Annotated in this window: 9 protein-coding genes and 1 pseudogene; 2 read left to right on the forward strand and 8 right to left on the reverse strand. The window is 71.2% G+C overall.

Translation table 11 applies throughout. From position 1 onward, the window contains the following. Positions 1 to 2: 2 nt before the first annotated feature. The 4 genes from ACH4TV_RS45965 to solA are packed head-to-tail and all read right to left on the reverse strand — an operon-like array spanning position 3 to position 4,530. Positions 3 to 1,148 carry an ABC transporter ATP-binding protein gene (locus tag ACH4TV_RS45965; protein WP_398407434.1) on the reverse strand — a complete coding sequence of 382 codons (1,146 nt, stop codon included), beginning with the start codon at positions 1,146 to 1,148 and terminating at the stop codon, positions 3 to 5. Next, positions 1,141 to 2,271, reverse strand: a complete 1,131-nt coding sequence (locus tag ACH4TV_RS45970; protein ID WP_398407435.1) for an ABC transporter substrate-binding protein — start codon at positions 2,269 to 2,271, stop codon at positions 1,141 to 1,143. Before ACH4TV_RS45970 ends, ACH4TV_RS45965 begins: the two co-directional genes overlap by 8 nt. Positions 2,272 to 2,326: 55 nt before the next feature. Next, complete coding sequence (locus ACH4TV_RS45975; protein ID WP_398407436.1) at positions 2,327 to 3,388, reverse strand: succinylglutamate desuccinylase/aspartoacylase family protein; 1,062 nt, start codon at positions 3,386 to 3,388, stop codon at positions 2,327 to 2,329. Between the two features lie 2 nt (positions 3,389 to 3,390). Next, a complete protein-coding gene (gene solA, locus ACH4TV_RS45980; RefSeq protein ID WP_398407437.1) occupies positions 3,391 to 4,530 on the reverse strand; it encodes an N-methyl-L-tryptophan oxidase in 1,140 nt (379 codons plus the stop codon). Between the two features lie 283 nt (positions 4,531 to 4,813). Between solA and ACH4TV_RS45985 the strand changes: the two genes are divergently transcribed. Both ACH4TV_RS45985 and ACH4TV_RS45990 read left to right on the forward strand, forming a co-directional pair. Continuing rightward, positions 4,814 to 5,560, forward strand: a complete 747-nt coding sequence (locus ACH4TV_RS45985; protein WP_398407460.1) for an IclR family transcriptional regulator — start codon at positions 4,814 to 4,816, stop codon at positions 5,558 to 5,560. Between the two features lie 327 nt (positions 5,561 to 5,887). Beyond that, complete coding sequence (locus ACH4TV_RS45990; protein WP_398407461.1) at positions 5,888 to 6,631, forward strand: IclR family transcriptional regulator; 744 nt, start codon at positions 5,888 to 5,890, stop codon at positions 6,629 to 6,631. Between the two features lie 9 nt (positions 6,632 to 6,640). On the opposite strand, the pseudogene ACH4TV_RS45995 reads toward ACH4TV_RS45990, so the two are convergent. From ACH4TV_RS45995 to ACH4TV_RS46010, 4 genes and pseudogenes are all read right to left on the reverse strand, one after another. Beyond that, positions 6,641 to 6,817: pseudogene (locus ACH4TV_RS45995) on the reverse strand (GNAT family N-acetyltransferase); the annotation flags it as partial. A 124-nt stretch (positions 6,818 to 6,941) separates the two neighbouring features. Beyond that, the gene (locus ACH4TV_RS46000; protein WP_398407438.1) at positions 6,942 to 8,381 is read right to left on the reverse strand and encodes an NAD-dependent succinate-semialdehyde dehydrogenase; all 1,440 of its coding nucleotides are present in this window, start codon (positions 8,379 to 8,381) and stop codon (positions 6,942 to 6,944) included. Continuing rightward, entirely contained in the window at positions 8,378 to 11,254 is a 2,877-nt protein-coding gene (locus ACH4TV_RS46005) for an FAD-binding and (Fe-S)-binding domain-containing protein (protein WP_398407439.1), read from the reverse strand. Before ACH4TV_RS46005 ends, ACH4TV_RS46000 begins: the two co-directional genes overlap by 4 nt. After that, on the reverse strand, positions 11,251 to 12,519 hold the full coding sequence (locus ACH4TV_RS46010; RefSeq protein WP_398407440.1) for an aspartate aminotransferase family protein: 1,269 nt from the start codon (positions 12,517 to 12,519) through the stop codon (positions 11,251 to 11,253). The genes ACH4TV_RS46005 and ACH4TV_RS46010 overlap by 4 nt, the downstream gene beginning before the upstream one ends. Between the last annotated feature and the right edge of the window lie 54 nt (positions 12,520 to 12,573).

Here is a 12,573-nt window from a genome sequence, read left to right on the forward strand (position 1 = left end):
GCTCACCCGCCCCCTTCCACCGCGAAGACGCTGACGTCGTCGGGGTGGGCCGTCAGGCTGACCTGCTCGCCGACGACCGGGGCCTTGCCGGCCGGGAGTTCCAGCCGTACGAGGCCGGTGTCGGCGTCGCCCGCCGGGCGGACGGTGACACGGACGAGCGTGCCGACGTAGGTGACCGTCTCGACGGTCCCGGTACAGAACCCGTCGCCCGGCGTACACAGCCCGAGCCGGCCGGGCTGAACCGCGGCCCGTACCTGTGCTCCCTCCACTCCCGACTGCGGGCGGGCCTTGAGCAGCCCTCCCGTGTCGAGCCGTACGAGGGTCTGCTCGGAGGTCTGCTGCTGGACCGTGCCGGGGAGGAAGTTGGCCGCCCCGAGAAAGTCGGCGACGAACGGGGTGCGCGGGCGCTCGAAGAGCTCACGAGGGGTGTCGAACTGGTCGATCCGCCCATCGCGCATCACCGCGATCCGGTCGGACAGGACCAGTGCCTCCTCCTGATCATGCGTCACGTAGATGACGGTGAGGTCGAGTTCCTGCTGGATGCGCTTGATCTCGGTCTGCAGCTGGTCGCGCAGCTTCTTGTCGAGAGCGCCGAGGGGCTCGTCCATGAGGATCACCGGCGGCCGGTAGACCAGCGCCCGGCACAGCGCGACGCGCTGCTGCTGGCCGCCGGACAGCTCGCGCGGCCGGCGGCGGGCCAAGGCGGAGAGTCCAGCGATCTCCAGGGTCTCGCCGACCCGGCGGCGCAGCTCCGCCTTGGGCACGCCCCGCAGCTGGAGCGGGAAGGCGACGTTCTCCCACACCGTCATGTGCGGGAAGAGCAGGTACTGCTGGAAGACGAAGCCGAGGCCGCGTTTCTGCGGGGCGAGGCGGGTCACGTCACGGCCGCCGACGACGATGCTGCCTGAGTCGGGCTCGCAGAACCCGGCGATCATCATCAGGGTGGTGGTCTTGCCGGAGCCGGAGGACCCCAGGAAGGTGACGAACTCGCCGCCCGCGATCTCCATGGAGACCGTGTCGACAGCGGTCACGCCGCTGTACGTCTTGCGCAGTCCCGTGACAGAGAGGGGTTTTCCGGTGCCGGTCCCCGGCGACGGAGAGACCGAAGGGGACGCCGGAGACTGGGACTTCAGGTTCAGCTCAGGCATTGACCCACTCCTGCCAGCGCTTGGACACGGCGGCCTCGTTCTTGATCCACCACTCGACGTCGAGGTCGAAGCCGGACTTCAGGTGATCGGGCGAGCTGGCCAGGTTGTCGGCGGCGGCCGGGGAGAGCTCCTTGTAGGCGGCGGGCACCACCGGGGCCATCGGGTAGACCTCGGCGTACGCGGCCTGGATGTCGGGACGCAGCGCGAAGTCGACGAGCTGGTAGGCGGCGTCGGGGTTCGCCGCGCCCTTGGGGATGCAGAAGCCGTTGCTCTGCCGGCGGGCGCCGTTCCACTGGTACGCCATCGGTGAGCCGCCCTTGATCAGGGCGTCGAGGCGGCCGTGCCAGACGCTGGTGGCGACGACTTCCTCGCGGCCGAGCAGCAGGCCGGGGAGGGCACCGGTGTCCCAGTACTTGCGGACGGACCCCTTGATGTTGTCGAGGGACTTGAAGGCTCGCTCCACGTCGAGGGGGTACAGCTTGTCCAGGGGCACGCCGTCGGCGAGGAGGGCGAACTCCAGCTCGGGCAGGTCGGCGTCCCGGGCCTGGAGAGCGCGGCTGCCGGGGAACGCCTTGGTGTCCCAGAAGTCCGCCCAGCTCTCGGGCTTCCTGCCGTCGAAGGCGTCGGTGCGGTAGGCCATGACGCTGGCCCAGTAGTTCTTGCCGACGCCGTGGGTCATCATCAGGGAGTCGGCGATGCCCGTGTTCTTGGTGTTCTTCAGGCGGTCGTAGTCGAGTTCCTCGGTGGCGTCCTCGTCCTTGAAGCGCACCACGTCGGCCATGGAGGTGTCGATCAGGTCGAACTGCGGGCGGCCCTGCTTGATCTGGGCGAGCAGCTGGGCGTACGCGATGTTCACCACCTTGATCTGGATGCCGGTCTCCTTGGTGAACGCGTCGTAGACCGCCTCCTGGTTGGCGTCACCGTAGGTGCCACCGCTGTTGCGGACGACGAGCGTCTTGGAGCTCTTGCCACCGCCGCCGGCGACGGACCGGCTGGTGCCGGTGCCGCAGGCACTGAGGGCAGACGCGGCGGCGAGGCCCGCCGTGACTCCGCCGACTCCGCGCAGGAAGAGCCGGCGGTCTATCCGGGCGCCACGCGGCAGAGCCGCATATCGATTCGTCATCGTGTGCCTCCTGGGTGGTGCTGGACGTGGGAAGGGGGGCGGCTGGGGTGGTGTTCTACGGGCGGGGATCCGCCTCGTCGGGTGCGACGCCGACGCCGGGGGTCCGGAGGGTTTCAGGTCGCGTGGCCTGGTCGGGGTCCCAGGGGACGGCTATGGCGGCGAGTTCATCGCCGTGGGCGACGGTGAGGCCGTGCATGCCGTAGAAGATCCGCCCGCCGGCGGGGGCGTGGACGGTCTGCTCCCGGCCGTCGGCCGGGTCGACGATGCGGCCGAGGACATCGCCTTCTGCCACTTCGCCGATGACGTCGCCGTCGAAGGAGAACTCCGGGTACCACAGTCCGGTGGCCTCGGCGGTGACGCCGGCGGACCAGACCCATTCACGGATCGGGGCCGGGGCAGAGCCGTACTGGTCGAGGACGCCCAGGTGGCGCAGTGCCGTGAGGAGGCCGTCGACGCGACGGAGGGCCGTGGGCTCGTCCCGCTGCCCGAGTTCGCCCACCTCGACGAGTACCGCCGAGATGCCCCGGCGGGCGGCGGCCGCGTGGCTGTTGCCGCCGTCGGCCTTCAGTCCGAGGATGACGTCCTCGATGCCGAAGGAGCCCGCCAGTTCGGCCGTGGCCTTGTCGAGGTCCGGGTCACCGGTGAGGCGGTAGCCGACGAAGTCCCGCAGGACCTGGTCGATGCCGCCGCAGTGCAGGTCGATGTAGACGTCGGCGCCGTCGACGAGGTGGGCGAAGAGCCAGGCGGCCAGCCGCTCGGTGGGGCCGCCGGCCGGGTCGCCGGGGAAGACGCGGTTGATGTTCACGCCGTCGACCGGGGAGACGTTGAGCCGGCCCTCGTACACGGCGTTGGGGTTGGCGACGGGGCAGATGATGACCTGCCCGTGCACCTCGCGGGGGTCCAGCGTGTCAGCCAGTCGTACGGCGGCGTCGATGGGCGTGAACTCGCCGCCGTGCACGCCTGCGGTGATGACGACCCGGGGGCCGGGGCGGGAGCCGTTGACCAGGGTCAGCGGGATGTCCGTGGTGAGGGTGCCGAGTTCGGCCTGGAGAGTGCCGCGGGCCTTGGTGCCGGGCTCGGCGTGCAGGGCGCCGACGGTGAGGGTGGCGTCGTTCATGGTCATGCCTCCGTACGGCCGACGGTGGAGAGGAAGTCGATGGGCTGGGGCGAGGTGCCGTCCAGCGCCAGGTCGGCGGCGATGTCGCCGAAGGCGGGCGAGAGCTTGAAGCCGTGGCCGGAGAAACCGGCGAGCAGGATCACGTTCTCGGCGCCGGGCAGAGGGCCGACCAGGGGGCGGCTGCTCTCGGTGTAGCCCTCCATGTAGACGGAGAGCCGGGTGGGGTCCGGGTGCAGGTCCGGCATGTGACGCCCGATCAGCTCGGAGAAGATCTCCAGCTCTTCCGGCTGCACCGTCCTGTCCAGCTGGTTCGGGTCGCCCGCGGGCCGGTGCAGGGCGCGGGAGAGGCCGAGCTTGACGGAGATGCCGTCCGGGGAGGGCAGGCCGTAGCAGTGGGTGGGTGCCGTACGGATGAACGCCGGGCGCTCCTCGCCGAACCAGGCCTCGGGGGCGGTGGGCACGTACCAGGCGCTGACGAGGCGTCGGACGTCCACCTCCCACGGCAGGTCGGGCAGCAGGTCGTTGACCCAGGGGCCGGGGGTGACGACGGCGGTGTCGAAGCGCTCGCTGCCGGCGTCGGTGCGGATCTCGACGCCGCCCGCGACGGGGACGATCTCGCGGACCGTGCTGTAGCGGTGGATCACCGCGCCCAGCTGCTCGGCGCGGCGGGCGGCGCTCTGGATGGTCAGCTCCGGGCGGATGAACCCGGCGCGGCGGTCGAGTACGGCCGCGTCGCCGTCCTCGATGCGGTACTGGGGGAAACGTTTCGCCAGAAGCTCGGCATCCAGCACCTCGTGATCGAGACCGTGCTCCGCGATGGACTGCAGGACGGTGGCCATCTGCTGGTGATCGGTCGGCCCCATCAGCAGACACCCGGTCAGCCGACGCAGCTCACGGCCGGTCTCCTGCTGAAGCCCCTCCCACAGGGCGTCGGCGTGCTGGAGCAGCGGAACGTAGCGGGAGTCCTCGAAGTGCGCGCTGCGGAAGATCCGGGTCTCACCGCCGGCGGCACCGCGGTCGTGGCCGGGGGCGAACCGGTCGTAGCCGACGACCTCGGCGCCGCGGGCCGCCAGCCGCCAGGCGGCCTGGCTGCCCATCGTTCCGACGCCGACGACGGCGACGCGCTTCCTGGCAGCTGACACAGGGCTTTCCTTTCGTATCGCCGAAGCGCATGCTGAGCGCCCGACGTGAGGCTGGTTGATTCAAGGTGGTTTGGGCGGGGGCCAGGCCCTTTCCTCGGGTCCTCGGCTCACAGCCGCCGCGTCTCGCGGCGCCGGCCCATTTCTTCGGAATCTCCTCCGTCGAGCCGTGCCACATTGTGGAACGCCGTGCTAGAATCTGGCACGAGAATGACAGCGGCTCGGAGGGGAGTCAAGAGGTGTCCAGCAGAAATTTCACGGATTAACGGGGGGAAACCGGATGGAAATGAAGAGCGTCACCAGATCGCTGCGGGTCCTGGAAGCGGTCGCCCAGCATCAGCCGGTCACCGTCGGGGAGTTGACGAAGCTCTTCGGCCTGCCGAAATCGACCGTGCAGCGCACCCTGGTCACCCTGGCCGAGGCGGGCTGGCTGCGCGCGAACCGCAAGGACACGACACGCTGGGAGATCGGCGCCCGGGTACTGGCCGTACGACCCGCCGCCCTGCAGGGCTCCAGCCTGTTCGCCGCCGCCCGCGAACCCATGATCCGCCTCCGCGACACGGTCAACGAGACCATCCACCTGTCGGTACCCGACGCACTGCAGTGCGTCGTCGTCGTCGACCGCGTCGACTGCGACCACCCCGTACGGACCTTCCACACCATCGGCGACACCTCACCACTGCACGCCACCGCCGCAGGGCGGGCGATCCTCGCCCAGCTTCCGAAGCAGGACGTCGAGGAACTCATCGCCCAGGGCCTGGAGCGCTTCAGCGACACGACCCCCGCCGACCCCGACGAACTGCGCGCCGAACTGGACCGGATCCGCACCGGCGGCTACGCGGTCAACCGGAACCAGTACCGGCCGGACGTCTGCGCCCTCGCCGCACCCGTGCTCGACGAGAACGGGACACCGCTGGCCGCCGTGGCCATCTCGATGCCCGACTCCCGGTACGACGTGAAACGGGAGTCCGAGTGGGGTGGCCTCGTGGCCGGCGCGGCAGAGGAGATCAGTGGACGCCTACTGGGCGGCTGACGGAAGGTGGTGACCCAAGAAGGCCCCGACCGGAGAGGGCCGGCTTGCACGCGTCGATGCATGCAAGTCGGCCCTCTCCGCATGTCAGGGCAGCCGTCGCACTGGGCCCGACGGGGGGTGTCGGGCCCAGTGCGGCCGCCGCGCGGCGCGACGGGGGCAGAGGCGCTCGCGCCGCTCATCGCCGGGAAGGCCATGGGCCCCACATCCCCTTCATGCCGCATTGTGGAACGTCATGCTAGAATGCGGCATGAATCATGCCTGCGGCTCCGGGGAGGGAGTCAAAGGTGAGCGACGAAGCCACGCGACTGATGGGGGTCCCGGATGGAAATGAAGAGCGTCATCAGGTCACTGCGCATCCTGGAGGCGGTCGCCCGGCATCAGCCGGTCACCGTGGGCGAGTTGACGAAGCTCTTCGGCCTGCCGAAGTCGACCGTGCAGCGCACCCTGGTCACCCTCAACGAGGCGGGCTGGCTCCGGGCCAACCGCAGGGACACCACGCGCTGGGAGATCGGCGCCCGAGTACTGGCCGTACGACCCGCCGCACTCCAGGGCTCCAGCCTGTTCGCCGCCGCCCGCGAACCCATGATCCGCCTCCGCGACACGGTCAACGAGACCATCCACCTGTCAGTGCCCGACGCACTGCACAGCATGGTCGTCGTCGACCGCGTCGACTGCGACCACCCCGTACGGACCTTCCACACCATCGGCGACACCTCACCACTGCACGCCACCGCCACCGGGCACGCGATCCTCGCCCATCTCCCGCGTCCCGAGGTCGACGAGTTCGCGACGGGCACGTTCGAGGGGTACGGCGAGGAGACCATCACCGACCCCGAGGAGCTGCGCACGGAGCTCCGGCGGGTCAGAGAGCGTGGCTACGCCGTCAACCACAACCAGTACCTCCAGGGAATCTGCGCCATCGCCGCCCCCGTCCTGGACGGTGACGGCGTCCCGCTGGCCGCGGTCGCCGTCTCCCTGCCGGATTCCCGCTTCGAGCCGGGACGGCTCGCCGAGCTGGGGCGGCTCGTGACCGAGACGGCGGCGGAGATCACCGCCCGCCACCTGCGCTGAGTACGCCGGGCCCGTCCGTAGCCCGGCCGGCGGTTCGCCGGCCGGCTCGGGCAACTGCCGCAGAACGCCCAGCTCCAGCTCGACCAGGCTGAAGACACGTCGACAGCCCGCTGCGAGGAGAAGCGCCGTCGTGTCCTGCTCGGAGGCCATGGCGTTCACGCCGATCACTGCCGTCCGCACCGTTCCCTACGGCTTCGGGCCGGCCCGCGGCGCGACCGACCTGACCCCGTGCCCGGCCACAGGTCTCGGCGGCCGAGCACGGGGGTGGCCCGCGGTGCGCGATGCGGCGTAGGTCAGGGCAGGACCGCCGTCATCGCACAGGCACCGCGAGGTACTGGTACTCCAGGAACTCGTCGAGACCGACCCGGCCGCCCTCGCGGCCCAGCCCGGACTGCTTGACGCCCCCGAAGGGGGCGGCCGGGTTGGAGACGAGGCCGGTGTTGACACCGACCATGCCGACCTCCAGACGCTCGCTGACCCGCAGGGCGCGGTCCAGTCCCTCGGTGAAGACGTAGCCGACGAGGCCCCAGGGGGTGTCGTTGGCCCGGCGGATCACCTCGTCCTCGTCGTCGAAGGTGAGGATCGCCGCGACCGGGCCGAAGATCTCCGTGTCCATCAGACGGCTGCCGGGGGCGACGTCCGCGAGCACGGTCGGCGGGTAGAAGCAGCCCGGCCCCTCGGGCGTACGGCCGCCGACGAGCACCCGGGCGCCGCGCTCCACGGCGTCGGCCACCAGTTCCTCGACCTTGGCCCGTCCGACCCTGTCGATCAGCGGGCCGACGTCGACGCCGTCCCGGGTGCCGGGGCCCACGACCAGCGCACCCATACGCTCGGCCAGGCGCCGCCCGAACTCCTCCACCACGGTGGTGTGGACGAAGAATCGGTTGGCGGCGGTGCAGGCCTCGCCCATGTTGCGCATCTTGGCGACCATCGCGCCGTCGACCGCCTTGTCCAGGTCGGCGTCCTCGAACACGATGAACGGCGCGTTCCCGCCCAGCTCCATCGACGTCCGTACGACCGCGTCCGCGCTCTGGGCGAGGAGCAGGCGTCCGACGTCGGTGGAGCCGGTGAAGGAGAGCTTGCGAATCCGCCCGCCGCGCAGGAGCGGTTCGCACACCTCCCCCGCACGGGAGGTGGTGACGACGTTGAGTACGCCGTCCGGCAGCCCGGCCTCCTTGAGGATCGCGGCGAGAGCCAGGCTGGACAGAGGGGTCTGCGGGGCCGGCTTGAGGATCATCGTGCAGCCGGCGGCGATCGCCGGGCCGATCTTGCGGGTGCCCATGGCGAGAGGGAAGTTCCACGGAGTGATCAGCAGACAGGGGCCGACCGGACGGCGCGAGAGCAGCATGCGGTTGCGGCCGTCGGGCAGGACGCCGTTGCCGCCCTCGATACGCACGGCCTCCTCGGAGAACCAGCGGAAGAACTCGGCCGCGTACGCCACCTCTCCCCTGGCCTCTGCCAGGGGCTTGCCCATCTCGGCCGTCATCAGGTGGGCCAGCTCGTCGGTGCGCTCGACGATGATCTCGTACGCCCGGCGCAGGATCTCGCTGCGGACCCGGGGCGCCGTACGGGCCCACTCCTCCTGCGCCCGGACGGCCGCCTCCTCGGCGCGCTGGGCGTCCTTGGCGCCGGCGTCGGCGACGTGGGCGATGATCTCACCGGTCGCGGGGTCGTCCACAGGCATGGTGGCGCCGTCCGCGGCGTCCGCCCAGGTCCCGCCGATGAACAACTGCATGGGTGTGTCGGTCATGACGTCTCTCCTGGTTGAACGGCTTGATCGGCGGCAGGGTCGAGGAGTTCCGCGAGGTGCAGGGCGCGGATGCCCCGGTCACCGGCGAGGTGGTCGATCTGGGTGGCGCAGCTGAAGCCGTCCGCGACGACGACGGTCGGCGTGTCCTGGTCGATGCCGTCGAGGCGTGGCTTCAGAGCCAGGTCGGCGACGGCCATCGAGGTGTCGTAGTGCTGCGCCTCGAAGCCGAAGTTCCCGGCGAGTCCACAGCAGCCCTCGGCCTCGTCGACCTTGCCCACACCCAATTGGCGCAGCAGGTCGGTGGGGCGGCTGCCCTTGAAGGTGGCGTACTCGTGGCAGTGGGTCTGCAGGACGACGTCGGCCGGCAGCTCGGGGGGTGTCCAGTCGGGGGCGGCCAGATCGGTCAGGGCGCCGGTGAAGGTGTGGACTCGCTCCGCGACCCGACGGGCGGCGTCCGTGCCGAGGAGCTCGGGCACGTCGCGTTTGAGGGCGGCGGCGCAGCTGGGTTCGGCCACGATGATGGGCCGCTCGTCACCGTTGTCGAGGTGGGCGACCGTACGGGCCATGATGCGGCGGGCGACGGACAGCTGGCCGGTACTGACCCAGGTCAGACCGCAGCACAGACCGTCCTCCGCCGTGCAGGGGATTCCCGCGTCGGCGAGCACGCGGCTCGCGGCGCCCGCCACCTCCGGACGAAACGCACGCGTGAAGCTGTCGATGAAGAGCACAGCCCTCGCTGATTCGCCGGTCTTCGCACCGCGCAGGACCCCGCGCAGTGCGCGCCGGGAGGCGAAGGCCGGGATCCGGCGCTTCGTGGTCACCCCTCCCAGCCGGGCGAGCAGCTTGCCGACCGGTCCGCGCAGCAGCGCGTTGAGGGGGCGGGCGGCGAATCCGGCCAGGGCCGAGGTCAGCGGCAGCCAGCCCAGCGAGTAGTGGGAGCGGGGCCGGATCCTGCCCTTGTAGTGCTCGTGCAGGAACTCCGCCTTGTACGTGGCCATGTCGACGCCGACCGGGCAGTCACTGGAGCACGCCTTGCAGGACAGACACAGATCGAGGGCGTCCCGTACCTCCGTCGAGCGCCAGCCGTCCTGGACGAGGTCGCCCCGCACCATCTCCTGGAGCAGCCGGGCCCGGCCCCGGGTGGAGTCGGTCTCCTCCCCGGTGGCCCGGTAGCTCGGGCACATCACACCGCCTGCGTCGCTGCGGCAGCGGCCCACGCCGACGCAGCGGCGTACCGCGCCCGCGAAGCCGTCCTCGTCATGCGGGAAGGAGAACTCCGTCGCCAGGGGCTGGATCTGGTGCAGCGCGAGATCGGCGTCGAGCGGGGCCGGGGCCACGATCACGCCCGGGTTGAGCAGCCCCTCGGGGTCGAATACATCCTTGAAGGCGGTGAAGGCCCGGATCATGCGGTGGCTGTACATGACCTCCAGCAGCTCACCGCGCGCCCGCCCGTCGCCGTGCTCGCCGGACAGGGTCCCGCCGTGCGCGACGACCAGGGCGGCCGCCTCGTGCAGGAAGCGGCGGGCGGCAGTGCGGCCCACGTCCGTCGCGAGGTCGAAGTCGATGCGCACATGGACGCACCCCGCGCCGAAGTGCCCGTACATCACGCCGGTGAGTACATGGGAAGCAAGCAGCTTGCGGAAGTCCCGCAAATAGCCGGCGAGGTTCTCGGGCGCGACCGCCGAGTCCTCCCAGCCGGGCCAGGACTCCCCGCCGTCGACGAGGCGGGCGGCCAGGCCTGCCCCGTCTTCGCGGACTCGCCACAAGGAGCGCCGTTCGGCCGCGCTCTCCACGACCCGCCCGCCGGTCATCCGGCCCTGTGCCTTGAGCACGTCGAGGAGCTGGGCCGCGCGGGTGTTGACCGTGGCCTCGTCATCGCCGTCGAGTTCGACATACAGCCAGGCCCGCCCTTCGGGCAGTCCGGTCACGGAGTCCGGGCCGCGGCGGGCGCGCATGGTGGCGACGATCGCCTCGTCCATGCCCTCCACGGCGGTGGGGTTCCAGCGCAGGATCTCCGCCACGTCCTCGGCCGCGTCGACGACATCGTCGTAGCCGAGAGTGAGAAGCGTGGAAGCCTGTGCGGTCGCCACCAGGCGGACCGTCGCGGCGGTGACGACCGCACAGGAGCCCTCGGTGCCGACCAGGGCGCGGGCCATGTCGAAGCCGTGCTCGGGCAGCAGGTGGTGCAGCTGATAGCCGGAGACCTGACGGGGAATGCGGCCCAGCTCGGTACGGATCGGCGCCAGGTTGTCCGCGATCAGACGGCGTACGTCCGCCTCGAGACGGTCGACGGGTCCGGCGTCCTGCGGGTCCACCGCGTGCAGTCCGGTGCGGTCGACGACGGCGCGCACGCCGTCGGCCGTCACGATCTCCAGCGCCTCGATGTGCGAGCTGGTACGCCCGTGCCGCACGGACCGGTTGCCGCACGCGTCGTTGCCGATCATGCCGCCGAGCGTGCAGCGGCTGTGCGAGGACGGGTCGGGGCCGAAGGAGAGCCCGTGCAGGGCGGTCGCGCTCTGCAGCGTGTCGAGGACGACTCCGGCCTCGACACGCGCGGTCCCGCCGGCCGGGTCGATGTCCAGGATCCGGTTCATGTACCGGGAGAAGTCCAGGACAACGCCCGGTCCGACCGCGTTGCCCGCCATGCTGGTCCCGCCGCCGCGCGCGGTGACGGGGACGCCCGTCTCCTTACAGGCCCGCAGCACCGCGACCACGTCGTCGGCGCTGCGGGGGAAGGCCACAGCCTGCGGGGGGACACGGTAGTTGGAGGCGTCGTAGGCGTACGGGCCGAGGGCGCCCGGGCCGGATTCCACCCGCAGACCGGGAGCCGTCTCGGTGAGGCGGGCGGTCAGCCGCGCCACGCTGTCGCTCATCGCGGCGATGCTCCTGAGGTACCGGCTTCCACCGCGGTCGCCCACGCCTGGAGGCCCTCGTCCACCGCGGTCTCGTCGATGACGAGCGCCGGGATCATGCGTACGACCTGGTTCCACGCGCCGCACTGCAGCAGGAGCAGGCCCTCGTCGATCGCGGCGCGCTGCACGCGGGCGGCGGTCTCGGGGTCGGGGCTGCCGTCCTCGGTGACGAACTCGGTGGCCAGCATCAGACCCAGGCCGCGTACGTCGCCGATGCCCGGCGTGCGGTCGGCCACCGCCTCCAGGCCGTGCCGCAGCCGCTTGCCCATCGCGTCGGCGTTCTCGACGAGCTTCTCGTCGCGTACGACGTCGAGGGTGGCGACGGCCGCCGCGCAGGCCACGGCGTTGGCGCCGTACGTGCCGCCCTGCGATCCCGGCCACGCCTTGGCCATCAGCTCCTCGGAGGCGGCGATGCCGGACAGCGGGAAGCCGCTGGCCAGGCCCTTGGCGGTGACGAGGATGTCCGGGGTGACGCCGAAGTGGTCGTGGCCCCAGAAGCGGCCGGTGCGGCCGACGCCGGTCTGCACCTCGTCGAGGATGAGGAGGAAGCCGTGGCGGTCCGCACGCTCCCGCAGACCTTCCATGAACGCGCGGGTGGCGGGCACGTAGCCGCCCTCACCGAGCACCGGCTCGACGATGATCGCGGCCGTGTCTGCGGGCGAGGAGATCGTCTGGAGGGTGTAGTCCAGCTCCCGCAGGGCGAAGCGGGTCGCGGTCTCCTCGTCCCAGCCGTAGCGATAGGCAGTCGGGAACGGGGTGACGACCACACCGCTCATCAGCGGGGAGAAGCCGGACCGGAAGCGGGTACCGGAGGTGGTCATCGAGGCGGCGGCCACCGTACGGCCGTGGAAGCCGCCGTGGCAGACGACGACGTTGGGGCGGCCGGTGGCCTGGCGGGCCAGGCGCAGCGCGGACTCGACGGCCTCACTGCCGGAGTTGGTGAAGAACAGGCTGTCCAGCCCGGCCGGCAGCACCTCGCCCAGCTTCTCGACGAGGCGCCGCAGCGGCTGGTGCATGACGGTCGTGTACTGGCCGTGCACCAGCGTGCCCACCTGCTCCTGCGCCGCCGCCACGACCCTCGGGTGGCAGTGCCCGGTGCTGGTGACGCCGATGCCGGCGGTGAAGTCGAGGTAGCGGCGGCCGTCCTCGCCGTAGAGGTGGACGCCTTCGCCCCGGACCGCCACGACGGGCGTGGCCTGGCGAAGGTGCGGCGACAGTGCGGTCATGTTCGTCTCCCGGCCGTGTGTGGTGGTCTGCCTGTCTGTTCCGGCATCCCGAGC

The organism is Streptomyces sp. NPDC020898, from assembly GCF_044333925.1.
Lineage (GTDB): Bacteria > Actinomycetota > Actinomycetes > Streptomycetales > Streptomycetaceae > Streptomyces.